The sequence below is a fragment of the Streptomyces sp. NPDC048637 genome, assembly GCF_040650675.1.
GTDB lineage: Bacteria > Actinomycetota > Actinomycetes > Streptomycetales > Streptomycetaceae > Streptomyces.
This window is the reverse complement of record NZ_JBEZHQ010000024.1, coordinates 109814-134175: the sequence shown is the minus strand read 5'-3', so window position 1 is coordinate 134175 and position 24362 is coordinate 109814. Positions and strand designations below refer to the sequence as shown.

The 24362-nt window shown below is 72.0% G+C and carries 22 protein-coding genes; 12 read left to right on the top strand and 10 right to left on the bottom strand.

Features of this window, described 5'->3' with window-relative positions:
- Positions 1-12 precede the first annotated feature (12 nt).
- From AB0C46_RS26815 to AB0C46_RS26800, 4 genes are all read left to right on the top strand, one after another.
- The gene (locus AB0C46_RS26815) at positions 13-1323 is read left to right on the top strand and encodes an MFS transporter (protein ID WP_362830837.1); all 1311 of its coding nucleotides are present in this window, start codon (positions 13-15) and stop codon (positions 1321-1323) included.
- A 196-nt stretch (positions 1324-1519) separates the two neighbouring features.
- Positions 1520-1894 (top strand): hypothetical protein, encoded by a 375-nt coding sequence (locus AB0C46_RS26810; RefSeq protein ID WP_362830835.1) that lies wholly within the window; start codon positions 1520-1522, stop codon positions 1892-1894.
- A 93-nt stretch (positions 1895-1987) separates the two neighbouring features.
- Positions 1988-2590 carry a carbonic anhydrase gene (locus AB0C46_RS26805; RefSeq protein WP_362830834.1) on the top strand — a complete coding sequence of 201 codons (603 nt, stop codon included), beginning with the start codon at positions 1988-1990 and terminating at the stop codon, positions 2588-2590.
- Positions 2591-2607: 17 nt separating this feature from the next.
- Positions 2608-4062 (top strand): SulP family inorganic anion transporter, encoded by a 1455-nt coding sequence (locus tag AB0C46_RS26800; RefSeq protein WP_362830833.1) that lies wholly within the window; start codon positions 2608-2610, stop codon positions 4060-4062.
- A gap of 154 nt (positions 4063-4216) precedes the next feature.
- Here AB0C46_RS26800 and AB0C46_RS26795 read toward each other — a convergent pair whose 3' ends face one another.
- Entirely contained in the window at positions 4217-5686 is a 1470-nt protein-coding gene (locus AB0C46_RS26795) for an APC family permease (protein WP_362830831.1), read from the bottom strand.
- Positions 5687-5882: 196 nt separating this feature from the next.
- Between AB0C46_RS26795 and AB0C46_RS26790 the strand changes: the two genes are divergently transcribed.
- Positions 5883-6329 carry a nitroreductase family deazaflavin-dependent oxidoreductase gene (locus tag AB0C46_RS26790; RefSeq protein WP_362830828.1) on the top strand — a complete coding sequence of 149 codons (447 nt, stop codon included), beginning with the start codon at positions 5883-5885 and terminating at the stop codon, positions 6327-6329.
- 19 nt (positions 6330-6348) lie between these two features.
- Here AB0C46_RS26790 and AB0C46_RS26785 read toward each other — a convergent pair whose 3' ends face one another.
- The 3 genes from AB0C46_RS26785 to AB0C46_RS26775 form a co-directional block, all read right to left on the bottom strand.
- Positions 6349-8325, bottom strand: a complete 1977-nt coding sequence (locus tag AB0C46_RS26785; RefSeq protein ID WP_362830827.1) for an ABC transporter permease — start codon at positions 8323-8325, stop codon at positions 6349-6351.
- 91 nt (positions 8326-8416) lie between these two features.
- Entirely contained in the window at positions 8417-9220 is an 804-nt protein-coding gene (gene modA, locus AB0C46_RS26780) for a molybdate ABC transporter substrate-binding protein (RefSeq protein WP_362830826.1), read from the bottom strand.
- 148 nt (positions 9221-9368) lie between these two features.
- Positions 9369-9764 carry a helix-turn-helix transcriptional regulator gene (locus tag AB0C46_RS26775; protein ID WP_362830825.1) on the bottom strand — a complete coding sequence of 132 codons (396 nt, stop codon included), beginning with the start codon at positions 9762-9764 and terminating at the stop codon, positions 9369-9371.
- A gap of 293 nt (positions 9765-10057) precedes the next feature.
- Between AB0C46_RS26775 and AB0C46_RS26770 the strand changes: the two genes are divergently transcribed.
- On the top strand, positions 10058-10477 hold the full coding sequence (locus AB0C46_RS26770; RefSeq protein ID WP_362830824.1) for a TOBE domain-containing protein: 420 nt from the start codon (positions 10058-10060) through the stop codon (positions 10475-10477).
- A 37-nt stretch (positions 10478-10514) separates the two neighbouring features.
- Here AB0C46_RS26770 and AB0C46_RS26765 read toward each other — a convergent pair whose 3' ends face one another.
- Complete coding sequence (locus tag AB0C46_RS26765; RefSeq protein WP_362830822.1) at positions 10515-11069, bottom strand: molybdopterin-dependent oxidoreductase; 555 nt, start codon at positions 11067-11069, stop codon at positions 10515-10517.
- A gap of 345 nt (positions 11070-11414) precedes the next feature.
- Here AB0C46_RS26765 and AB0C46_RS26760 point away from each other — a divergent pair, with 345 nt between their 5' ends.
- Positions 11415-12614, top strand: coding sequence for a helix-turn-helix domain-containing protein (locus tag AB0C46_RS26760; protein WP_362830821.1), 1200 nt, complete (start codon positions 11415-11417; stop codon positions 12612-12614).
- Between the two features lie 66 nt (positions 12615-12680).
- Here AB0C46_RS26760 and AB0C46_RS26755 read toward each other — a convergent pair whose 3' ends face one another.
- The 3 genes from AB0C46_RS26755 to AB0C46_RS26745 all read right to left on the bottom strand — a co-directional run bounded on the left by AB0C46_RS26755 (position 12681) and on the right by AB0C46_RS26745 (position 15709).
- Positions 12681-13088, bottom strand: a complete 408-nt coding sequence (locus AB0C46_RS26755) for a TOBE domain-containing protein (protein WP_362830820.1) — start codon at positions 13086-13088, stop codon at positions 12681-12683.
- 174 nt (positions 13089-13262) lie between these two features.
- Positions 13263-13790: a MarR family transcriptional regulator gene (locus tag AB0C46_RS26750; RefSeq protein ID WP_362830818.1), complete on the bottom strand. Its 528-nt coding sequence runs from the start codon at positions 13788-13790 to the stop codon at positions 13263-13265.
- Positions 13790-15709 (bottom strand): MFS transporter, encoded by a 1920-nt coding sequence (locus tag AB0C46_RS26745; RefSeq protein WP_362830854.1) that lies wholly within the window; start codon positions 15707-15709, stop codon positions 13790-13792. The genes AB0C46_RS26750 and AB0C46_RS26745 overlap by 1 nt, the downstream gene beginning before the upstream one ends.
- Positions 15710-16427: 718 nt before the next feature.
- Here AB0C46_RS26745 and AB0C46_RS26740 point away from each other — a divergent pair.
- Genes AB0C46_RS26740 through AB0C46_RS26720 form a run of 5 tightly spaced genes read left to right on the top strand, consistent with a single transcriptional unit; the run spans position 16428 to position 20262 of the window.
- Positions 16428-16613 (top strand): hypothetical protein, encoded by a 186-nt coding sequence (locus AB0C46_RS26740; protein ID WP_042152426.1) that lies wholly within the window; start codon positions 16428-16430, stop codon positions 16611-16613.
- Positions 16614-16629: 16 nt separating this feature from the next.
- The gene (locus AB0C46_RS26735) at positions 16630-17331 is read left to right on the top strand and encodes a hypothetical protein (protein WP_362830817.1); all 702 of its coding nucleotides are present in this window, start codon (positions 16630-16632) and stop codon (positions 17329-17331) included.
- A complete protein-coding gene (locus AB0C46_RS26730) occupies positions 17328-18311 on the top strand; it encodes a hypothetical protein (protein ID WP_362830816.1) in 984 nt (327 codons plus the stop codon). Before AB0C46_RS26735 ends, AB0C46_RS26730 begins: the two co-directional genes overlap by 4 nt.
- Complete coding sequence (locus tag AB0C46_RS26725) at positions 18308-19231, top strand: hypothetical protein (RefSeq protein ID WP_362830815.1); 924 nt, start codon at positions 18308-18310, stop codon at positions 19229-19231. Before AB0C46_RS26730 ends, AB0C46_RS26725 begins: the two co-directional genes overlap by 4 nt.
- Complete coding sequence (locus tag AB0C46_RS26720; protein WP_362830813.1) at positions 19228-20262, top strand: serine hydrolase domain-containing protein; 1035 nt, start codon at positions 19228-19230, stop codon at positions 20260-20262. The genes AB0C46_RS26725 and AB0C46_RS26720 overlap by 4 nt, the downstream gene beginning before the upstream one ends.
- A 47-nt stretch (positions 20263-20309) precedes the next feature.
- On the opposite strand, the gene AB0C46_RS26715 is transcribed toward AB0C46_RS26720, so the two are convergent.
- Both AB0C46_RS26715 and AB0C46_RS26710 read right to left on the bottom strand, forming a co-directional pair.
- Complete coding sequence (locus AB0C46_RS26715) at positions 20310-22343, bottom strand: NB-ARC domain-containing protein (RefSeq protein WP_362830812.1); 2034 nt, start codon at positions 22341-22343, stop codon at positions 20310-20312.
- A 100-nt stretch (positions 22344-22443) separates the two neighbouring features.
- Positions 22444-24270: an alkyl sulfatase dimerization domain-containing protein gene (locus AB0C46_RS26710; RefSeq protein ID WP_362830810.1), complete on the bottom strand. Its 1827-nt coding sequence runs from the start codon at positions 24268-24270 to the stop codon at positions 22444-22446.
- Positions 24271-24362: the final 92 nt, after the last annotated feature.

Here is a 24362-nt window from a genome sequence, read left to right as displayed (position 1 = left end):
CCGAAAGGAATCATGAGGGACCGGAAGGACGTAACGGCCGGCCACGAGGCACCCGAACAGCGGCGGATTCTGGCCGTCCTGGTGCTCGCCCAGGTCCTCAGCGGCGCAGGCCTCGCCGCGGGAATCACCGTCGGCGCGCTGCTCGCCGAGGAGATGCTCGGCTCGACCGGTCTGGCCGGTGTGCCCAGTGCGCTGTTCACCGCCGGGGCCGCGCTGGGCGCTCTCGGCATCGGTCAGATATGCCGGCGCCACGGCCGCCGCCCCGGGCTGGCGCTCGGGTACGCCGTCGGGGCACTCGGCAGCCTCGGGGTCGTCGTCGCGGCCACCGTCGGCAGTGTGGTGCTGCTGTTCCTGGCGCTGCTGGTCTACGGGGCGGGCACCGCGACGAATCTGATGGCGCGCTACGCCGGGGCGGATCTGGCCTCGCCCGAGCGGCGCGGCCGGGCCGTGAGCACCGTGCTCTTCGCCACCACGCTCGGCGCGGTGGTCGGCCCCAACCTGGTGAGCTTCACGGGAGAGGTCGCACACTCCTGGGGAATCCCCCGTCTCGCCGGGCCGTTCCTGCTGGCCGTCGCCGCGTTCGGGGCGGCGGCCGTGGCCCTGGCCGCGCTGCTGCGGCCCGATCCACTGCGGCTGGCCGAGAAGTTGGCGGCGGCTCAGGAGACAGTGGCGGCCGAGAGCCCAGCGGAGGACGCGGCGGTTCGGCCGGAGGTCCGGCCGAACCGTCGCGAGGTGGTCATCGGCACCACGGTCATGGTCCTGACCCAGCTCGTGATGATCGCGATCATGACGATGACGCCCGTGCACATGCGGGCGCACGGCCATCACACCCAGACGGCCGGGCTGGTCATCGCCCTGCACGTCGGAGCGATGTTCCTGCCCTCCCCGCTCACCGGACTGCTGGTCGACCGCCTCGGCCGGCGGTGGATCGCCGGCGCTTCCGGTGTGACGCTGGCGGCCGCCGGGGTACTGGCCGCCGTGGCGCCACCGCACTCCGTTCCCGCGCTCGCCACGGCACTTGTACTGCTCGGCATCGGCTGGAACTTCGGGCTCGTCAGCGGCACCGCCATCGTCACTGACGCACTGCCACCCGCCCGACGCGCCTCGGCGCAGGGGCTGGTGGACGTCGGCATCGCCCTCGCGGGGGCCACCGGGGGGATGTCCTCGGGGCTGGTCGTCGTGCTGGGCGGCTACTCGGCACTGGCGCTGGCGGGCGGGATTCTCGCGCTGGCGGTCGTGCCCGTGGTCGCGTGGGCGGTCCGCCGGCCCACCCACACCGACGCCGTCCCGGCAACTCCCCACGCGGAGCCGGAACCAAAATGAACACCCGTTCGTCACACGGATGTGCCTGAATCGAGATTCGGGACATCTTGAAACTTGGCGTCATTTCTCGTTATCACACCGGAAACCTGGATGCTGCACTGTGAGGGCAGGGTGGAACCGTGTGAACGAACCACGGGGGGCAACTATGCGGAAGGACACCTGCACACCGGGCATTCCGGCGCAGCGTCGGTTCCGCATGCCCCTGTTCTCGCTCATGGTGATCCTGGCATTCCTGCTGGGCGGCATGAAGGCGACCCCCGACGGGGCGCGGGCCACCTTCGCCACGGCGCCCGCCGCGGAATCCGTGCACTCCACTCCGGCCGTCAAGCCCAGCTACGGCAGCACCAAGGAAAAGTCCAAGGGGAAGGCCGAGCGCGGTCAGCCCCGGCGCACCGTGCGGACCTCTGTCGGTAACCCGCACCACAGCGGGCGTCCGCTGTCGACGCTCAGCGGCACCGGCTTGGTGTCTGCCACCACCCCGGTATCGGGTGACCCGACACCCGGCAGCACCACCAAGGCCGCCTCAAGACCCGACAGCATCCCCGTTCTCCACTGCGTCTTCCGCTGCTGAGCGCGGCGTGGTGGCCTGCCCCACCTGCCGCGCCCTCGTACCTTCCCGCCACCACCCCCACAGTGGCACCACTCATCAGCAGGAGACCTCCTCGTGGAGACCTTCATCCAGCATGCCCGGGGCCTGATGGCCCGTATCGCCGATCGGCGCGAAGAACAAGAAACCTACGGCCGGCTCGCGGCCGGCCAGTCGCCCCTCGCCCTGTTCATCACCTGCTCCGACTCCCGGGTCGTACCGTCCCTGATCACCGGCGCGCGGCCCGGTGAACTCTTCGAACTGCGGACCGCCGGCAACGCCGTGCCCGTGTACCAGGAAGACATGGCGGCCTGCGCGGAGGCCGCGACCATCGAGTACGCGATGCGCGTACTGGGCGTGGCCGACATCGTGGTCTGCGGCCACTCGCACTGCGGCGCGGTCGGCGCCAAGGCCCGCGGCGAGGACCTGACCGGCGCTCCGGCCGTACGGGACTGGCTGACGCAGCAACTGTCCGACCAACTGCCCAAGGACGAGGAACCGACGGTCGCCGCCGCGGTGCAACAGCATGTGCGCGAACAACTCGGGCGGCTGCGCGGCTACCCCTGTGTACAGGAGCGGCTGGCTGCCGGAGAGGTGAATCTGCACGGCTGGTTCTACGAGGTGCACACCGGCATGGTGGCAGCGCATCACCCGGCCTCCGACCTGTTCCTCCCCCTGTGAAGGCGGGTCTGGCTCTCATGAAGCGTTTCCCCTCCTTCCGGGCGGACTTCACCGCCTCCCTCGTGGTGTTTCTCGTGGCCGTCCCGCTGTGTGTCGGGGTGGCGGTCGCCTCCGGTGTCCCGGCCGAACTGGGCCTGGTCACCGGTGTGGTCGGCGGACTGCTCACCGGTCTGCTCCCCGGCAGCAGCCTCCAGGTCAGCGGCCCCGCCGCGGGCCTGACGGTGCTGGTCTTCGAAGCCGTCAAGGAGTACGGCCTCGGTGCGCTCGGCGCGCTGGTGCTGGCGGCCGGAGTACTGCAACTGGCCATGGGCGCCCTCAAGTTGGGGCGTTGGTTCCGGGCGATTTCGGTCGCCGTCGTCCAGGGCATGCTGGCCGGTATCGGCCTGGTCCTGATCGCCGGGCAGCTCTACGCCCTCACGGACGCCAAGGCGCCGGGCAGCGGACTCGCCAACATCGGCGGGCTCCCCGACCTGGTGACCTCGACCGTACGGTCGGGGAGCGCGCTGGCCGCGCTCGCCATCGGTGCCGGCACCATCGCCGTCCTGGTGCTGTGGCCGCGCTGGCGTAGCGCCGCACGGGTCCTCCCCGCGCCGCTGGCCGCGGTGGCGCTCGCCACCACCTCGGTGTGGGCGCTGGACATGCCCGTCGCACGGGTCGAGGTCAGCGGGCTGCTGGACGCGATTCAGCCACCCGGTCTCGACGACCTCGGCCAGCTCGGCAGCATCAGTGTGATCGGTACGGTCCTAGCCTTCGCGCTGATCGCGTCGGCCGAGTCCCTCTTCAGCGCCGCCGCGGTCGACCGGCTGCACGACGGGCCGCGTACGGACTACGACAAGGAGCTGATCGCCCAGGGTGCGGGCAATGCCGTCTGCGGTGTTCTGGGTGCCCTGCCGATGACCGCCGTCATCGTCCGCAGCGCCGCCAACGTGCAGGCGGGCGCGAAGACCAAGGCCTCGCGGGTGCTGCACGGTTTCTGGCTGCTGGTGTTCGCCGCGGCCTTCCCCGCCGCGCTGGGTGTGGTGCCGGTGGCCGCGCTGGCGGGCGTCCTGGTGCATGCGGGCTGCAAGCTCATCCCGCTGCGTGCGCTGCGGCCGCTGTGGCGTGAACACCGCGGGGAGGCCGTCGTCCTCCTGGTCACCGCGCTCGCGATCGTGACGGTCAGTATGTTCGAGGGTGTGCTCATCGGTCTGCTGATGGCCGTCGCGAAGACGGCCTGGGAGACCTCCCATATCCACCTCGACATCCAGATCCCGGACGACCCGGCGGAGCCGGTGCAGGTGCGGGCCGTCGGGAACGCCACGTTCCTGCGGCTGCCCAAGCTCCTCGACCAGCTCGAAACGCTGCCCGCCGACCGGGACGTGGAGCTCGACCTGAGCGGGCTGCGCCATCTCGACCACGCCTGTGGCGCCGCGCTCACGAACTGGGCCGAGCAGCATCGCCGGAGCGCCCGAGAGGTGGAGCTGGTGTCCTGACAACGGGCGTGCCCGCGCCGCCGGTTGGCAGTGCGGGCAGCAGCCGTCCACCCCGTCCGCCGGCCACCGGTCCGGCTGTTCCCGTGCCGCCGCTGAGGCGTCCCGGGGCAGCCGCCGGTGGCCGGCGCCGTGGTGCCCCGGGCGGGCCGGGGGCTCAGCCGCGTTCCACGTCCCTCGTCGTCAGCCGTGCGTACGTCCGGGGCGCGCGGCGCCGGATGCGCAGTGCCACGCCCAGTCCGAGGGCGAAGACGAGCGGCAGGGGTGCGAGCAGTGCGAGGTTGACGCCCGGTGACGCCTCGGTCAGCAGGCCGAAGTTACGGCAGACCAGCACGATGAGGACGGCCAGACCGGCACCGGAAATCAGCGGTGCGGCCACCACCCGCCAGGCGGGCAGCCCGCGGCGGTCACGCCGGAAGAAGCCGTACACGGCGAGGGCGGCGAGCGTCTGCAGCAGCATGATGCCGAGGATGCCGGTGCCGTTGCTCCACAGGAAGGTGACGGCGTACGGGTCCTGTCCGGAGACGACCGTGGCGAGCACCGCGAGGAGGGCGATCGCCGACTGGAGCGCGACGGCGGTGGCCGGGGACCGGTGCCGTGCGGTGACGGTGCCGAGGCGGCGGGGCAGCAGGCGTTCCCGGCCGAGGGCGTAGAAGTAGCGGGTGGCGCCGTTGTGAAAGGCGAGGGTGGCGGCGAAGGCGCTGGTGACGATGAGGAGTTGCATGGCGCCGGCGGCCCAGGCCCCGGCGAACCGGGCGGTGGCGGCGAAGACCATATCGGTGCCCGCGGCGCCGTTCGCGACCGTCCGCGCCCGGTCCGCCCCATAGGCGTTGAGGACCGTCCAGACCGTGAAGGTGTAGAAGAGCGCGAGAAATCCGACGGCGAGGTAAGTCGCGCGCGGCACCGAGCGCTCCGGCCGGCGGGCCTCCTCCGCGTAGACCGCGGTGGCCTCGAAGCCGATGAACGCGCCGACGGAGAGCACGAACATGCCTCCGGCGCCCGCGGTGCCGAGATGCGCCGGGGAGAGCATGTCGAACCGGGGACCGCCGGGCCCGCCCCCGTGCGCGTACACCGCGGCCTCGAACACCAGCAGGATCAGCACTTCGAGGGCGAGCGCGACGGCAAGTACCTTGGCGCTGAGGGTCACTTTGAGACATCCGAGGACCCCGATGGCGACGAGGCCGGCCGTCGCCCAGGCCCACCAGGGGACATGGACGCCGGTCAGATCCTGGAACCCGGACTCGGCGAACCAGCCGAAGACCGCCAGCAGGCCGACCTCGATGGCGTTGTACGACAGCACGGCGACATACGCCGAGCCGACGCCCGTCGCCCGGCCGAGCCCGCGCCCGATGTAGGCATAGAACGCACCGGCGTTGCGGACGTGACGGCTCATCGCGGTGAAGCCCGCGGCGAAGACGGTCATCAGCAGCCCGGCGAGGAGATAGCCGAGGGGTGCCGCCTGACCGGCCATCCCGATCGCCACCGGCGCCGCACCGGCCATCACGGTCAGCGGGGCCGCCCCGGCCACCACGAAGAAGACCAGGTCACCGGTGCCGATGGCGTTCCGTCCGAGGGTGCGGGCGGGGTGTGGCGAGGAGGCCGCGGGGGTGGCCGACTGGATGCTCATGCGCGAGAACCGTAGGCGCGGCACGCCATGTACGGAAGACCGCGCGAGGTGCACACCAGGGGCTCACCGGACACGACGACGGAGCCCGGAAGATTGCCTCCGCCGCGGTTGTTGAGCCAAGGTCAGGCGTGGTGGGCGGCGCCGCCGCCGGCCCGCGGGCGATGCCACGCTGGTCTACGGAGATGGGACGGACAGCATGCCTCTTCAGGGTGAGTACGAGCCGAGCCCGGCGCAGTGGGTGCGCGATCAGGTCGCGCAGTACGAGACCTCCGGTGGCAGGGAAGGGACGACGATGCGCGGGATGCCGGTCGTCATCCTCACCACCCGGGGCGCCAAGAGCGGCAAGATCCGCAAGAGCCCGCTGATGCGGGTGGAGCACGACGGGGCGTATGCGGTGGTGGCTTCCATGGGCGGGGCGCCCCGGCATCCGGTCTGGTACCACAATCTCGTGGCCGATCCCCGGGTGGAACTGCAGGACGGCCCCATGCGCCGGGACATGACGGCCCGTGAGGTCACCGGGACGGAGAAGGCCCTGTGGTGGGGGCGTGCCGTCGAGGCGTTCCCCGATTACGACGACTACCAGAAGAAAACGGACCGGCAGATCCCGGTGTTCGTGCTGGAGCCGGCGGCCACGGAGCACTGAACCTGCCGTCCGTTGACGCTCAGAGCGTCACCAGGGAGACCTCGGTGGCCTTGACGCTGGTCCATACGGGCACGCCATCGGCCAGGCCGAGTTCCAGTGCCGCCGAGGGGGTGATCTCGGCCACCAGGTCGGGGGCCTCGGGCGAGGTGATGAGGACCCGCAGCCGGCTGCCCGCTGAGGTGATTTCGCGGACGGTGCCCGGCCAGACGTTGCGGGGGCTGCCCGTGGGTCTGTCGAGGTGTACGGACACGGCCTCGGGGGCGATGATCGCCAGCGCCCGGGCGCCGTCGGGGAGCGGGTCGGCGACGACCAGACGGCCGCCGTCGGTGAGGGCGAGGACATCGCCGGCGGCGGTGCCCGGCCAGGCGTTACGGCCGAGCATCCGGGCCACCCAGGGCGAGCGTGGGTGCCGGGTGACCTCGGCGGGCGGGGCGTCCTGGAGGGCGCACCCGTCGTCGAGGACGAGGACCCGGTCGGCGAGCGAGACCGCTTCGACGGGGTCATGGGTGACGAGCAGACAGACACCGCCGAATTCCGCGAGATGGCCGCGCAGCGTGTGCCGGACCTGGGCGCGGGTGGTCTGGTCGAGCGCGGCGAGCGGCTCGTCGAGCAGCAGCAGACGCGGACGGGCAGCCAACGCCCGTGCCAGGGCGACGCGTTGGGCCTGTCCGCCGGAGAGCTGGGCGGGCTTGCGGTGCGCGAGATGGCCGACGCCGAGCCGGTCGAGCCACTGCTGTGCGGTGCGGCGGGCGTGGGCCCGCGGGGTGCCGTGGGCGCGCAGCCCGTAAGCGGTGTTGTTCAGGGCGTTCAGATGCGGGAAGAGCGCACCGTCCTGGGGGACCCAGGCGACGCCGCGGCGGTGCGGGGGCAGCGCGGTGACGTCCGTGTCGCCTAGGCGGAGCGCGGCGCGGGCGCGCGGGGTGAGGCCGAGCAGGGCGCGCAGCAGGGTGGTCTTGCCGGCGCCGTTGGGCCCGACGACGGCGATGGTGGTGCCCGGGTCGGCGTCCAGCGTCAGCCGGTTGAAGCCGGTGACCTCGGCGTGCAGTGGCCAGCGCTCCCGGTGCGCCGCGGACGGTGGGACGAACTCCTCGGTGCCCGCGGCGGGCGCGGCCGGGGGGCCGGTGTCGTCGGCGGCGCGTACGGTGCGGGCCGCGCGGTCGGCGGTGGTGGCGCCGGTCCAGCGGCCGCGCAGACAGATCAGCACGGCCATGGCGATGACGAGCAGCAGCAGCGAGACCGAGGTGGCGGCTTCCGGGGAGTCCTGGAGCAGCAGATAGACCTGGAGCGGAAGGGTCTGGGTGGTGCCGGGCAGATTCCCGGCGAAGGTGATCGTCGCGCCGAATTCACCGAGCGCACGGGCCCAGGTCAGCGCGGCGCCGGCGGCGAGGCCAGGGGCGACCATGGGGAGGGTGACGGTGCGGAAGACCCGTACGGGCGAGGCGCCGAGGGAAGCCGCGGTCTCCTCGTAGCTCGGGCGGAGTCCGGCGAGCGTGCCCTCCAGGCTGATGACGAGGAACGGCATCGCGACGAAGGTCGCCGCGACCACCGCGCCGGAGGTGTGGAACGGCAGCACGATGCCGAAGGTGCCCTCCAGCCAGGGGCCGAGCAGGCCACGGCGGCCGAAGCCGAGGAGCAGCGCGACCCCGCCGACGGTCGGCGGCAGCACCATCGGCAGCAGCACCAGCGAGCGGACCAGCGCCTTGCCGCGGAAGCTGACCCGCGCCAGCAGCCAGGCCAGCGGTACGCCCAGCAGCAGCGCGAGCCCCAGCGCCGAGAAGGAGACCAGCAGCGACAGCCGGAGCGCTTCCAGGACGCCCGGACTGGTCAGGTGGGTGCCGAGGTCGCTCCAGGTGGTGCGGGCGAGGATGCCGAGGAGCGGCAGCAGCAGAAAGGCGACGGCGACCAGCGCGGGCACGGCCAGCACAACAGGAGTGCGGGCGCCGGGCGCACGAAACCCGCCTGCCGGGGGCGGGGGGAGGGTGCGGGGGCGTCTCATCGGGGTTCCTCGGCTCGGGGCGGGCCGGGCAGCGCGCGCACGGGGCTGTCCGCTCCCCCGAGCCGGACAGTCCCGTGCGCGCCGTACCGGATTACGGCTTCTGGAAGCCTGCCCGCTGCAGGATCTGCTGGGCCTCGGGCGTGCTCAGCCACTTCACGAACGCGGCCGCGGCAGCGCCGTGCTGGGACATCTTCAGGGTCGCGGCCGGGTAGGAGGCGACGGCGTTCTGCGCGTCGGGGATCTCGACGGCATCGACCTTCTTCGGCGCGGTGGCGGCGTCCGTCTTGTAGACCAGACCGGCGTCGGCCTCACCGAGCTCGACCTTGCTGAGCACCGCGCGCACGTTGGGCTCCTGGGAGACCGGCTTGACGTTCAGCTTCTGCGCGTCGAGAACCTGCTTGCTGTAGCGGCCGACCGGCACCTGGGAGGCGGCGAGGACGACCTTCAGCTTGCTGTCGGCGAGGCCCTTGAGGCTGCCGATCTTCTTGGGGTTGCCCTCACCGGTGACGATGACCAGGCGGTTCTTGGCGATGACGGTGGGAGTGCCGACGTCCGCCTTGATGCCATCCATCGTCTTGGTGTCGGCGGTGACCACGGCATCGGCGGGGGCACCCTCCCGGACCTGGGCGGCCAGCTCCTGGGACCCGGCGAACGAGAAGTTCACCTTGGTGCCCGGGTGGTCCTTCTCGTACACCGCACCGGCCTTCTTGAAGACATCGGTCAGCGAGGACGCGGCGAGCACGGTGAGGTCCGCCTTGGGGGCGGAGCTGCCGGACTTCCCGGCGCCCTGGTCCTTCTTGCCGTCCTCGTTCCCGCCGCAGGCGGTGAGCGGGACGAGCAGGGCGGCGGTGACGAGCGCGGCGGCGGCGCGGCGCGCGGTGACGAGCTGGGACATGAGGCGGGACTCCTTGGAACCCAGGACGACGGGTGTCGTCCGAGCGGATGGGAAAAGCCGCGCCGTGGACGGGCGACGCCGCTGAGGTGAGGCAGCCGGCCGGTGGGGGCGGTGGTTGCGGATCGGCCGGGGTGCTGCCGCGGTGGGGTCAGGTGCGGTCGATGTGCACGCTGGTGGACTTCACGCGGGCGGTGGCCTGCATGCCGACCTCCAGGCCCAGTTCCTCCACCGCTTCCCGGGTCAGCAGGGAGACCAGGCGGTGCGGACCGGCCTGGATCTCGACCTGGGCGGCGACATCGCCGAGCGTGACGGCGGTGACGATGCCCGGGAAGGCATTGCGCGCGGAGGTGTACGAGGCCTCGTCCTCACCTGTGCCGTTCTGCGCCACCTCGATGGAGAAGGCGGCCAGATCACGGCCGTCGATGAGGCGGCGGCCGCCGTCGTCGCGATGGGTCGCGACCTTGCCGGCGTCCGCCCAGCGGCGCGCGGTGTCAGGACTGACGCCCAGCAGCCGCGCGGCCTGGCCGATCGTATAGGACTGCATGTGCGACAAGATAGGCAACATTGGCTCGCATCTGCAATTCATAAGGCGAAGCTCTATAGCACATGCCAGGCACCTTGGAGGAAGGAACGAAGTCCGGCATCCGGTCCCGAGCCCCGACCGCGGAGCCACCCCACCTCGCTCCGTTGCGCCCGGCACCTACAGGCACCCCTCCGGCACCCGCACGGCACACCAGGACGACCGCGCGGACCATGGCTAAAGTGCAGACCAGAGCAGGAGACACTCCGCAATTCCCCGCCTCCTTCGCGATTCCACTCCCCCGGTGAGGCATGACCATGAGCCTGAGCATCCGTAACCAGATTCCCGGCACCGTCACCTCCGTCACCTCCGGCGAGGTCATGGCGACCGTCAAGGTCCGGCTGGACGGCGGCCAGCAGATCACCGCCGCGATCACCCGGGAGGCGGTGCGGGAGCTGGGCATCGAGGAGGGTTCCGCGGTGCGCACGCTGATCAAGTCCACCGAGGTCGCGCTCGCCACCGGCGCGGTCGAGGGCCTCAGTATCCGTAACCAGCTCCCCGGCACTGTCACCGAGGTGGCCACCGGGGGCGCGATGGCCTGCGTCAAGGTGGCTGTCGCGGGCGGTGAACTGACCGCGGCGATCACCAGGGACGCGGTCGAGGAACTGGGCCTGGCGGCCGGTTCCGAGGTCACCGCACTGATCAAGTCGACCGAGATCGCACTCGCCGCCTCCTGAGCCGGCGCCCTCCCGAAACCCCCGGGCTGACGAGGGGTCAGTATCTGTCCACCTGATCAGCAGGGGACAGTTCTGGCGACAGCTCGGGCGGCACACAGGTCCCGAACCAGATGCCGGTCAGGGCGCTGATGTAGCGCGCCCCGCAGCGGTCGGAGGGCACCACGAGCTGACTGCCCGCCTCGTCGAGGGCACGCCCGTCCATGGCCGTGGCCAGCAGGACCGGCGCATCGCCGAAGTCGGCGTCGAGCTCCGCCCAGGACAGCACGGCGTGGTGCCCGTCCCCGCCCGTGACCGCCAGCAGATAGCGGGAGCGGTCCTTGCGCCGCCGGGCGTCGAAGGCCGGGCCCGCCGCCTGGATGACCTCCCGCAGCAGGGGCCCCTCGAAGGTGTGGTGCTGCGGCCCGTTCGTGGCGCAGTCGAAGACCACCTCGGCCCGCCGCTGCGGCCAGCGCTCCCGCAGTTCCGCGACGGTCAGCGCCAGCGGACGCCGCAGCTGACCGCGGATCAGAAAGCGCCGCTGGCCGGCAGGGACGGCACCCCCGGGCATCGGGCGTACGGCGGTGGTGCGGGATAGCGGGCCGGGTCCGCTCATTCGAGACCTCCTTGAGGCGATCCACGCGACGACTGCCTCCGTGCGATGCCCGACCGGCCCGCCCCCGAACCACGGATGCCACCCTGCTATGCATTCTTGCCTCGCTGGTGTGAGGCAAGAGGAGTCAAGAAGGCGGCAGATCCGGTACGGGGTGGGGCGAGGCAGTGTGCCGTCGGGTACCGGCCGCACCTTGTGGGAAACACCCCTTCCCCGACCCGAGGCCTGGAGAATCAACCAAGAGGACTATGGCCCGGATCATCTGGCATTTACCATGCTGGAACTCGCATTAGCCTGGTGAATGTGAGATGCCGGACCGTCCCCGGCAGCCGCCCAAGGAGCCAGCACATGCACGTCCACGATCTCCTCCAGCTCAACCCGCTCGATCTGACCCTGCTGTGGGGCGAGGGCCCCGCGCTCGCACGGGACATCAGTGGTGTCACCGCCACCGACCACGAGGATCCGGCGCCGTGTCCGCGGCCGGACGAGCTGGTGCTGAGCGGACTGGAGTGGTGGACACCCGACGACGGCCGCAGGAAGGCCGACCGCTTTGTCTCGGCGCTGCACTCCGCGGGCGCCGCCGCGCTGTTGGCCGCCGAGGAGACCCATGGCAAGGTCCCGGACGATCTGGTCGAGTCCTGCCGTGCGCACGGCATCGCGCTGGTCGCGGTGCCCGCGCACACCACGTTCCGTACCGTCACGGAGGCGGTGAACCAGCGCCGGCGGGGCGATCCGGGCGGGCGCGCCACCGGTCCTGACGGACTGTCGGAGAGCGGGGGCGGCATACCGCAGGCCGCCGGATGTCCGGCGGCGGACGCGTTGGTGGCGCTCGCCTCGGCCGGCCCGGCCGAGGGTGCGGCGCTCGATGCCGCGCTGCGCGCCTGCGGGCTGCCCACTTCCGGTCCGTACCGGGTGGTGGTGGCGACGACGGTCGGCGAGGAGAGCGGGCAGGCGGTGAGTGCGCTGGCGGACGCGCTGCGGCGCTCCCCCGGTGAGCCGCTCGTCGCCGGGCGGCTCCCGGACGGCGAGGCGGTCGCCCTGGTCCCCGCGGACCCCGACGCCGAGCGGCGGCTGTCACCCGGCGACCTGTGGCCGACGCTGTACGCCCACCGCGCGCAGACACCACTGCACGCCGGGATCAGCGGCCCGGTGCGTGCCCCCGAAGACCTCAACTCCGCGCTGCAACAGGCGCGTTATGCCCTGAAGGCGGCCCGTGCGCAGGCCCCGGACCGGGCCCGGGTGACCGCCGTCGAGGACCTCAGCACCCTGGGTGCCCTGCTCGCCGGGGTTCCCGCGGAGGTCCGTACGGCCTTCAGCAGCCGGGTGCTGGGTCCGCTGTCGCGCGGTGGCGGCTCGCACCGGATGCTCCTGGGGACGCTGGAGGTCTTCCTCACGCATCACGGGTCCTGGGCACGGACGGCCGCGGCACTGCAGCTGCATGTGAACTCGGTGCACTACCGCATCCAGCGCATCGAGTCGCTCACCGGCCGCGATCTGTCCCGGCTCGAGCACAAACTGGATCTGCAGGCGGCGCTGCTCTGCCGCTGAACGGCGCGCGCGGCGGGGCCGGGCGGCCCGGTCGGCGCCCCGACGGGCGGCTCAACGACGGGCGGCTCAACGACGGGCGTCCGGCAGGTCGACATGTACATGGGTCGACTTCACCCGGGCCGTGGCGGTCACCCCGACCTCGATCCCCAGTTCCTCGACCGCCTCCCGGCTGACCACGGACACCAGCCGGTGCGGTCCGGACTGGATCTCGACCTGGGCGATCACCTCGTCGAGGGTCACCCGGGTGACGATCCCCGCGAACGAGTTCCGTACGGAGGTCAGCACCTCGCCCGGCACCGGATGCAGGCCCGCCGCGCGCTCCTTGGCGAACGCCGCCAGGCTCACCCCGTCGAGCACCCGGTTTCCCGCGCCGTCCCGTTCCATCCGCAGCTGACCGCCATCGGCCCAGCGGCGGACCGTCTCCGCGCTCACACCCAGCAGCCCCGCTGCCTGACCAATGCTGTACGTCGGCACCCCCGCACTCTAGGGCCTGTCCGATGGGTCAGGGTCGGACCGGCCTCAGGTGTGCTGATCGGAGAGGCTGGTGACGCGGCCGGCTGGGGTGTGGCCGGGACGGTCCGTTACTGCCCGCCGTCCCCGTACGGTCCTTGCCGCGGTCGGGGGCTGCCGGAGCGGAGCGACGGGGTGTCAGGGCGCGGGGTCGGTGGCGCCGGCCGCCGGGCCGCGGCTCGGCGGGCCGGCCGGGGGCGGTGTCCACTCGACCATTTCTTCCAGCGCCGGGAGCGCGTCGTACAGCAGCCGCTGCCGGTCGGGGGCCAGCCGGCCGATGCGCTCGGCGAGCAGGCCGGTGGTTTCCCGGCGTACGGCGCGCAGCAGCGCCAGCCCGTCCTCGTTGAGGCTGATCAGGCTGGCGCGCTGGTCCGCGGGGTCGGGGCGGCGGGCGATCCAGCCGCAATGGTCGAGCAGATCCACCATGCGGGAGGTGGTGGACAGCGCGATGTTCATCCGTGCGGCGAGTTCACTGATGCGCATCGGGCCGTGGGCGGCGAGCGCCGCGAGGGCGGCCGTGCGGCTGGGGGTGAGGTCGCGGTGCGGGCTCCGGCCGCGGATCAGCGGCAGCAGTTGCTGGAGCACCGCGCGCAGCCGCCCGGCCAGCTCCGGCGGTTCGGTCCGGGAGGACAGCGACTGCTCGGCCGGGGTGTCGGGCAGCTCCATCAAGGGCTCCTGGGGGGCGGAGGTGGCGGGGGTGGCGGGGGTGGCGGCACGCCGGTGCCGTTCGCCGCGCCGGTAACCCTCGCGACGCCGGTGTCGGTGCCGGTGGGCGGGCCCGTACTGGTGGGCGGGCCGGTACTGGTGGGCGGGCCGGTACTGGTGGGCGGGCCGATGCCGGTGGGCGGGCCGGTACCGGGGGCCGTGCCGGGTCCGTCGGAGGTCGCGGACCCTGGTTTCCCGGCCACCCCCGCCGTGACGGGTGCCGGTGCCTGCCGCGCCTCCGTGCAGGGCCGGGCGTCGTCATGGACGTACCGTCCGCCGCGCAGCAGCGAGGCGACGGCGGCGATCAGGCAGGCCGCGGTGGCGAAGCCGAAGGCGACGGCCAGGCCGTCGGAGAACGGCTGGGAGATCAGCTGGGGGAAGAAGTCCCGGCCGGTCAGATACGCGGCACGATCGGGCGGGAGCCGGTCGAGTACCTGGGGTCCGAGGAGGGTCTGGACCGGGTTGTAGCCCAGCAGGGAGGCGAACAGCACGCCCACCGGTGGCAGTGCGGCGACCCTGGCGGCATCGGCCACCGGGACACCCTGGGCGGTCAGGCCGCTGGTGAGGTCGCGGGGCAGGGTCCCGGCCAGGCCCGCGATCATCAGGGAGAAGAAGATCCCGATGGACAGCACCATGGCCGAGTTCTGGAAGGTGGTGCTGATGCCGGCGCCCACCCCGCGCTGGTCCGGCGGCAGGCTGTTCATGACGGCGGCGCGGTTGGGGGCCGCGAACAGGCCCATGCCGATGCCGTTGAGCAGCAGGATCAGCGCAAAGCCCGGGTAGCCGAAGTCGACCGGGAGGGCCTGCAGCGCCGTGAACGTACCGGCCGCGAGCAGCATCCCGCCGGTGGCGAAGGTCCGTGCCCCGAACCGGTCCGACGCCCATCCGGAGACCGGCCCCGCCACCAGGAAGCCCAGCGTCAGCGGCAGCATGTAGATGCCGGCCCACAGCGGTGTCTCGGTGAAGCCGTAGCCGTGCCGGGGCAGCCAGATGCCCTGCAGCCAGATGATGAGGAGGAACATCAGGCCGCCACGGCCGAGTGAGGCGAGCAGACTGGCGAGATTGCCCGCGGTGAACGCGCGGATCCGGAAGAGCCCGAGCCGGAACATCGGCGCCGGGACCCTGGTCTCGACGACACAGAAGACGGCCAGCAGCAGCACGCCGCCCGCCATCGTGGTGAGGACGGCGGGGTTGCTCCAGCCCATGGTGTGTCCGCCGTAGGGCTGGATGCCGTAGGTGATCCCCGCGAGCACGGCGATCAGGCCGGCCGCGAAGGTGAGGTTGCCCCACCAGTCGGGCCGGGCCGGGGTGCGGATGCCGGTGTCCCGCAGCTTCAGATAGGCCCAGACCGTGCCGAACACCCCGAACGGCACCGGCACCAGGAAGACGAGCCGCCAGTTGACGGGCCCGAGCAGCCCGCCGAGCACCAGCCCGACGAACGATCCGGTGATGCCCGCGACCTGGTTCAGGCCGAGGGCGAGGCCGCGCTGCCGGGCGGGAAAGGCGTCCGTGAGGATCGCGTTGGAGTTCGCCATCAGCATCGCGCCGCCGACGCCCTGCAGGACCCGCATGGCGATCAGCCAGAGGGCGCCGGCCGTGCCGTGCTGCCAGGTAACCGACAGCAGCACGGAGAAGACGGTGAAGACGGCGAAGCCCAGGTTGTACATCCGGGTTCGGCCGTACATGTCGCCGAGCCTGCCGAAGCTGACCACCAGCACGGCGGTCACGACCAGGTAGCTCATGATCAGCCACAGCAGCAGCCCGGTGTTGCCCGGCTGGAGCGGGTCCACCCCGATACCCCGGAAGATGTCGGGCAGCGCGATGAGCATGACCGACATATTGATGGTGGCGATCAGCACACCCAGGGTCGTGTTCGACAGGGCGACCCATTTGTAGCGCGGCCCCGGCGCAGGGCGCGGCCCCGGCGCACGGTGCGGCTGCGGCTCACGGTGCGGCTGCGGCGCACGGCGCGGCCCCGGGCCGGGCGCGGCCCGGGCGCCGTCCTCAGCAGCGATTCTTCCCACGGGACACCCACTCCCACCGGGACATTTACTTGCTTGATTTCAACCAATTTTACCCCTTTGTTCCGGGTTCCGGCGGGGTGGATCCGGAGCGGTGCCGGTCGGCCGGGGCAGAGGGGGCCTCGCGGGCGGCGGAGGGATCGCGAGGCGGTACGGGGCGCCACTCGGTCGGCGGTCGCGACGGTCGCGGCGGACGGGAGGCCGCCGGCCGACGACCGGAGCGAGGGTGCCGGGAGGGGGGCCGGGAGGCGCCGGGAGGGGCCCGCTTCCGTCCCGCCGGGCCCTCCCGGACGCCTTCCGCGGGGGGCCATCCGTGCAGCGTGGGTGCATCCGAACAGAGCAGTTCGCTCCGCCATCAGCGCATCATTCGCACTCCTGGCGCGGTCGCGTCATACCCCCGCCTGCCCGGCCCGACACCTCGCCATCTGCTTTACATATCAAGAGAGTTGAGAGCCCACGGCCCTGCTGAACATCCATCACCCCCACCCAAAAGATTGCGATTTACCCCATTTCTCCCCTTGCGCCCGAATTATGCCGATGTGAATCTGGTATCCCATTCGTCGAAGGAGTTGATCGCATGGTTACGGATCGCACAGCGCCGGTCGAGACGGCTGCCCTGGCCGCCGAGGTCGAGGGACTGCTTGAACCCGCCGAGGCCGACGGTGTTTTCCGCGATACCCGCGAGTGTGGAGGTGCGCTGCTGCTGGCCGCGCTGCTCCTGATCTCGCCGCCCACCCCCCGGCCCAAGACTGACATTCGCTAAGGCTGAGGGGAAAGCGTTGGCTGAACAGACGCAGGGAGCAGTCCCGCTGAGCGCTGTGATTGCCGATGCCGCAACCGGGGTCGCCCTCGCCCTGCGGGGTGAGGGCGACCCTTATGCGTTGTCCGGCATTTTGCGGCAGAGTGACGCACTGAGCCCGGCCGCCCTCCGGGTGCTCGGCGCCGACGCACTCGCGCCGTACGCAATGGACCACCTCGGGGCGCCCGTCGGCGCGGACGACGAAGCGGTGGTCCGGCAGGCGCTCACGGCCTATCCGCCGGGAGCGGATGCCTCGGAGGTCTCGGTGTGGAGCTACCGGGGCCTGGTCGAGGCCTCGCATGCGTTTCTCCCCGGAAGCGCACAGCACTGGCCGCCGCCGCCCGAGGCCGCGGCCGGATGGGTCGACCACGACCCATGGCCCAAGCTTTCTCATCGGGTGTCCCAGCTTGCCGCGCTCGCCCTGCCCGGGCTGTCGCCCGGTCTTGCCGAGCAGCTGGCCACCCGCACCGACGATCTGGCCCGCGGCTTCGTCCGGGCGGTACGCCGCCGGGACTGGCTGCAGGCGGCCGGTCTGGGCCGCTGGCTGGCCCGGCTGCCCGAGGCACCCCAGACCCTGGGGCTCGACAGCGGGCTGGCGTTCGTCCGCCAAATGGGTGGTGGTGATCCCCGGGTGACGCTGCATGTCGTGGCCGCCCAGCGCTTCTACGGACGGGGTTGGTGACCGGGGACCGGGGCGACCCCGGGCTGTTGGACCGGATGGTCCGCGACAGCCTGGGGTGGCTGGACGAGGCGCGCCCCTTCTTCCGCCTGCCCCCGAACGTGACCACGGACGCCGATCCCAATCTGACCCTCAAACCACTCGGTGAGCTGGCCGAACTGACCCAGCTGATCGGAGAACTGCACCCGCGGGACGACATCCGGCAGACGGCCCGCGGTCTCTTCGCGTTCGCCTGGAACGAGACCCGCGACGGTGAGCTGTTCGCCGAGCTGATCCGCGGTGAGCCGTTCGCCACCTATCCGGTGGAGCTCTACGGCGTCTTCGCCCAGGCCGGGCTGCGCCATGCCGAGGCCGATGCGCTGACGCAGACCACGACGCGGCTGCGCGGCTGGCGGGTGGCCCGCGAGGACCACACCCGTACGCTCGGCGTGCTCAACGCGGAGCGGCGGATCGGCCTGCGCCGGCACGCCGACTTCGGTGCCGTGCTCGCCTTGACCGGTCTCGGCCGGCTGCCGGAGCCCTGGGCGCTGGACCGCAAGGCGGCTTACGGCATCACCCATGACGTCTTCCACCTCACCGACTGGGGGCGCAACCGGCAGCGGGTGTCCCCCGAACTCGCCGACTACCTGCGGCTGTGGGTCCCCTCCTGGCTGGAGAACTGGCTGGAGGAACAACTGTGGGACCTGGTGGGCGAGTTGCTGGCCGTGACGGCCTGTCTGCCCGCGGCTCCCCACGAGGCGGTGGCCTGGCAGCGGCTGGCCGGTGCGCAGGCGGCCGACGGCAGTGTGCCCGAGCTGGGTGCCGCACCGTCCACGGGCGACCGGGCCGAGGCGTTCACGGCCTGCTACCACTCCACCCTGGTGACCGCGTTCGCCGCCACCCTCGCCCGTATCGCCTCCGACGAGGCCGAGGCCGGTGCCCCGGCCGGGAACGCGGCGTTGGCGGGCGGGCGGACCCCCTGCGAAAGCGAGACTGCCCCGTGACCGTGACGGCCGCATCCCCCGCCCTGCTGCACAGTGTCGGCGACCGGGCCCTGACCTGGCTCGACGACCACCGTGAGCACTTCCGGCTGACCCCCGACGACTTCGCCAACAACGGCGCGGTCGTCGAGCGGCTCAAGCCCATCGGGGAGCTGGCGCTCAATATGCAGGTGCTGTTCCGGGAGGGTGTGGCGGGCTCCCGGCAGAAGGCGCGGGCCGGGCAGCTGCTGGACTTCACCTGGCGGGAGCTGCTGGACGGCGGCAACGTCCTGGCCAGGCTGCAGCACGACGAGCCGATCTCCCCGGTGCCCCTGGAGGTCTATGCGACCTTCCACGAACTGGGCCACCGTCATCCGGGGCTGGAGTCCGCGCTGGAGGTGTGCCGGCGCACCACCACCTGGACGGCGCTGGAGATGATGCCCAACCGGCGGCTCGGTGTGCTCAACGCGGAACGCAAGCTCGGCCTGCCGCCCAGCAGCAACTTCGACGAGGCGGTGGCGCGCACCTGGCTGGGGCAGCTGCCGGAGCCGTGGACGGTGCAGCTGCACATCGCCTACGACCTCACCCACACCGTCTTCCACCTCACCAACTGGGGCGAGGCCCCCGAGCGCATCCCGCCGGCCATCGCCGACTACCTGGCGTGCTACCTGCCCGCCTGGATGGAGGACTGGGCGGACCTCGAACACTGGGATCTGCTCGGCGAACTCCTCGTCGTCGACGCCTGTCTGCCGCGGCCCACCCTGGACGCGGAGCTGTGGGAGCGGTACGCCGCCGCACAGTCGGCCACCGGCGCGATGCCCATCCAGCGCCGGATGCCGCAGGGCGACGCGGCGCGGGTCTTCGACCTGGTCCACCACCCCACCCTGGTCGCCGCGTTCGCCTCCGCGATGGCCACTTCCCGGGCCATGTCCGCCGTCGGATGAGCCCCGACCGCCCCGGACCCGCGCTCGCCGACCGTCTTGCGGACGCGGTCACCCTGATCGATGCCCCGGACATCGTGCTGGCCGTCACCCGGCGCGGCCGGCGGACCGTGATGACCGGCGGTTCGGCCATGGCACCGCCCACCCCCCGTCATGCCCTGCGCTATGAGCTGGGGTCGCTGTCCAAGACCTTCACCGTGCTGCTGCTCGCCGATCTCGCCCGAGCGGGTGTGCTGTCCCTGGACGATCCGCTCGCCGCCCATCTGCCGGATCTGCCGCTGCCGCATCCGTACTCACGCCGGATCACCCTGTGGCATCTGGCCACCCACACCTCCGGGCTGCCGCGGATCCCCGCCGATCTGATCGCCGGTGCACTGGTGCACCCGTACGCCAACGGCTATGCCCGCTACGACACGGAGCGTCTGCTGCGCACCTTCGCCCGGACCCGGCCGCGGAACGTACCGGGCACCCGCTGGCGTTACTCCAATTTCGGGCTGGCGCTGCTCGGCCCGGCCATGTCCCGTGCGGCGGGCGCCGGTTACCCCGCGCTGCTCACCGACCGGGTGCTGAACCCCCTCAAACTCACCGACACGACCCTGGGCCCCGGCACCACCGGCACCGACGCCATCGGCCACCGGACGAACGGGGTGACGCCGGTGCGCAGCGCCGACATGGGAGCCTTCATCGCCGCCGGGTCGGTCCGCGCCACCCCCGGCGATCTGCTCACCTATCTCGAAGCGCACCTCTCCCCCGACGACACACCACTGGCCCGGCCGCTGCGCGATGTCCAGGTGCCGCTGCTGCGCCGCGGCTGGCGGAAGCGCGACACCCATACCCTGACGTGGTATCAGCACCCCGCCGCGCGCGGGCCGCTGCTCTTCCATGTCGGGGCGACCTTCGGCCAGCAGGCGTTCCTCGGCTACCACCCGGCGTCGCACACCGGCCTGGTCGCGCTGGCCACCCGCCGCGGCCGTACCTGCCAAATGATCAGCACCGCCTACGAGCTGCTGTACAACCTGGCCGGCGATCCCTAGGGGCGAACCGGGAGGGGCGCCGCCGGTCACAAGTCACAGGCCACAGGTCACAGGTCGCCCGCCAGGATTCTGCCGAGCGAGGTCCCCGGGCGTTCCTCGCTGGCCCGGAGGAAGAGCTCCGTGTACGCCTCGTCGCCGATCGCCGCGCGGGCCCGCTGCTCGCACTCCTCGCGTACGGCGCGCAGTTCCGGGGTGCCGCGCTGCGGATGTCCGACGGTGCGCCAGATGGCCTGGCCGCTTCCGTAGACGCGGGCGGCCGCGGCACCGTCGCCCTGGGCCGCGACCGCGGCCGCGAGCAGATCCAGGCCGAGCGCGATCCCGAATTTGTCGCCGATGCCCTGCTTGGCCGCGAGCATCGCGCGGGCGTGGTCCGCCGATTCCTCGGGGCGGCCCTGGAACAGCGAGATCAGGGAGAGCTGGTAGTCGGTGTAGGAGCGGGTCCAGTATTCGCCGCGCTCCACACAGCCGCGGCGCAGTGCGGTCGCCTCGGCCCGGGCGCGGGCGAGTTCGCCCAGGCCGGTGAGCGCAAAGATCTGTACGAGCTGGCAGCGCAGCCGCCCGGGAGAGTCGAACGGGTCGTACGGCGGCGGGCCCAGCACCTGTTCCGCGACGGTGTGTGCGGACATCGGGCGGCCGGCGATCAGATGGGTGAGGCCGATGAGGTAGCCGGCCGCCAGCACCGCCTCCGCGTCGTCTGCCGCCCGTGCCGCGCGGGCACACTCCAGGCCCAGGGCGTCGGCCAGCGCCAGATCGCCCTGGAGCAGTACGGCGACGCCGAGCGCCCACAGCGCCCGGGTGCGGGCCGGACTCGGGGCCGGGTGCGCGGCGAGGGCGCGGGCCACGTAGTCGCGGGCCTCGTGCAGATGGCCGCAGCAGCTCCAGAAGAGGCCGATCGAGGCGCTGAGTTCCTGGGCGCGTTGCGGGTCGGTGACCAGGAGGTGGTCCAGTGCGGTGCACAGGTCGACATGGGAGTCGGCGACCCGGCGGTACCAGCTGACCTGTTCGGGGCCCAGCCAGCCCAGCTCGGCGCGGCGGCCGAAGTCGGCGAAGTGCGCGGCGTGGCGGTCGGCGAGGGCGGTCACCTCGTCCAGTTCGGCCAGCCACATCCGGCCGTACTCGCGCAGGGTGTCGAGCATGCGGAAGCGCGTGCCCTCACGGGTGAGCACCGATTTGGCGGCCAGGGCGGCCAGTGTGCTGCGTACCCCTGGTCCGGTGAGCGGCCCCCCGGCGCACACGGCACTGGCGGAGTCCTCGTCGAAGGTGCCGCGGAAGACGGACAGCCGGGCCCACAGCAGCCGTTCCAGCGGTGCGCACAGCTCATGGCTCCAGCCGATGGCGCAGCGCAGGGTGCGGTGCCGCGGCAGCCGTACCGGTCCGTCTGCGGGGTCGAGGGTGTCGAAGCGGGAGGTGAGCCGCTCGGCGATCTGCTCGACGGAGCTGCTCGCCAGCTGGGCGCCGGCCAGCTCCAGGGCCAGCGGGATACCTTCGAGGCGGCGGCAGATGACGGCGGCGGCCTGCGCGTGCAGCGGGGTGGTGAGCCGCAGTCCGGGGGCCGCGGCGCCGGCCCGTTGGGTGAACAGGGTCAGGGCGTCGTTGTCGCCGGTGTACGGCAGTGGGCCGATCTCGGTGGTCCACTCGCCGACGATGTCCAGCGGCTGTCTGCTGGTGACCAGCACGGTCACGGCGGGGGCGGCGGTCAGCAGGTCTCCGAGAAGGTCACGGCAGGCGTCGACGAGGTGTTCGCAGGAGTCCAGCACCAGCAGCAGCCGTTTGTCGGAGAGCCATTCGCACAGCGCGGCCACCGGGGTCCGCGCCGTGTGGTCGGCCAGGCCGACGGCATCGCAGACACTGGCCACCAGCAGTCCGTCACCCTGCAAGGGCCACAGATCGGCCCAGCAGACCCCGTCGGGAAACCGGGCCGCCGCCGCACGCGCGGCCCGGATCGCGATCCGGGTCTTGCCCACACCACCGGGGCCGGTCAGAGTGATCAGCCGGTGCTCCGTCAACTCGTCGTCGATCCGCCGCAGTTCGGCCTGCCGGCCGACGAAGCTGGTCGACTCCTCGGGAATGTTGCTCGCCACCGGCCCAGTTTGCCCCAGCCGCGGCGTCCGGCGGTCCAGCGGTGGCAGCGGGCCGGGGCACGAGGTTGACGGCCGCCGGCCAGGCTCGGCGCGTTCTCCGTCAGGGCGTGACGACGGGGAAGGTGGGGTGCGGCGTGCTGAGCAGGCCCAGGAGCTGCTGCAGTGCCCCCGTCTCGCCGTGCTGTGCGGCGTCTCCCGGTCCTTGGCCGGTGAGCAGGCCGAGCAGCTGGGGCTTGGTGAGGGTGAGGGTGAGATCCGGTGTGCGGTCCTCGGACGGGGCGGGGACACCGGGCGAACTGACGTAGGTGAGGGCCCCGTGGGAGAGCGTCAGCTGCCAGGTGCGGTCCTCTTCGGGGAGGTAGAGGTCGAGGGTGAGCGCGGTGGACCAGGCCCGGGGACCGTCGACACGGATAGCGAGCGAGTCGATCAACTGGTCGACGGTCAGCGCCATCGCGATGTCGGGGTGGACGATGCCCGGCATCGACTCGGCGAGGCTGCCGCGCAGTTCCATGGCGCCGGTGAGGTAGACGTTGCGCCAGGTGCCGTTCTCGCTGCCGTAGCCCAGCCGTTCGTAGACGAGGGCCAGTTCGCGGCGGGCGCGGAGGTTCTTCGGGGCGGCGAAGACGGCATGGTTGAGAAGGGTGGCGGCGAACCGCAGATCGCCGTCGGCGGCGTACCGCTTGCCCGCGTCCACCGTGGCCTCGACGCCGCCCATGGTGTCCACATAACGCCGGGCCTGTTCGGCCGGCGGGTGCTCCCACAGATGGGCGGGGTTGCCGTCGAACCAGCCCAGGTAGCGCTGGTAGATCCCCTTGACGTTGTGGCTGAGCGAACCGTAGTAGCCGTGGTGGGCCCAGACCCGCTCCAGGCCCGGCGGCAGCCGCAGTTCCTCGGCGATCTCGGCGCCGGTGAGCCCCTCGTTGAGCAGCCGTAGCGTCTGGTCGTGCAGGTAGGCGTACAGATCCCGCTGGTTGGCCAGCAGGGCCTTGACGCGGTCCTGGCCCCAGGTCGGCCAGTGGTGGGAGGCGAAGGCGACCTCGGCCTCGTCGCCGAAGAGGGCGAGCGCCTCACCCAGGTGGTGGGACCAGGCCCGGGCGTCACGGACAGCACCGCCGGACAGCGTCAGGATGTTGTGCATGGTGTGGGTGGCGTTCTCGGCCAGGCAGAGGGCCTGGTGCACCGGGAAGCAGAAGTTCATCTCCGCGGGTGCCTCGGTGCCCGGGGTGAGCTGGAAGACGATGCGAATGCCGTCGACGATCTCCTCCTGGCCGGTGCGGGTGATGTCGACGGTCGGCGGAATGAGGGTCATGGTGCCGGTGGAGCGGCCGGCGCCCAGGCCGCAGCCGATCTGGCCCTCCGGCCCCTTGGGGAGCTCCGCCCCGTACATGTAGACGGCACGCCGTCTCAGCGCCGTACGGGCGTAGACGCCCTCGCTGACCGCGTGCGCCAGGAAGCCGGCCGGGGCGAGCACCGGCACGGGGTGGTGGCCGGGCGGCAGCACGCCCCGGCCACCGCCGAAGTGCGCACCGTGCGAGTGGGTGTAGATCAGGCCGGTGACCGGCCGGTCGCCGCGGTACTTGCGGTAGAGCTCCAGGGCCGCGGCGGCGGTTTCGAGGGAGAGGAGCGGGTCGATGATGATGACGCCGTGGTCGCCTTCGACCAGCGTCATATGGGAGAGGTCCAGACCACGCGCCTGGTAGATACCGTCGGTGACCTCGTAGAGGCCCTGCCGGCTCACCAGCCGGCCCTGCCGCCACAGGCTCTCGTTGGCGGTGTCGGGGCAGTTTCCGGCCAGGAATCCGTAAGCCTCCGCGTCCCAGATCACCCGGCCGTCGTCCGCAGTGACCTGGGGCGGGTCGAGCGCGGCGATGAAGCCACGGTCGGCGTCGGCGAAGTCTTCGTGATCATCCACGGGTACAGCGGTCACGGGGCGCTACCTCTCCGGGGCGGCGGGCCACAGTCGGAAGACCCATGTCACCGATTTAACCCAATGTGCCGGGTTGTCGCATGCGTGCGGGC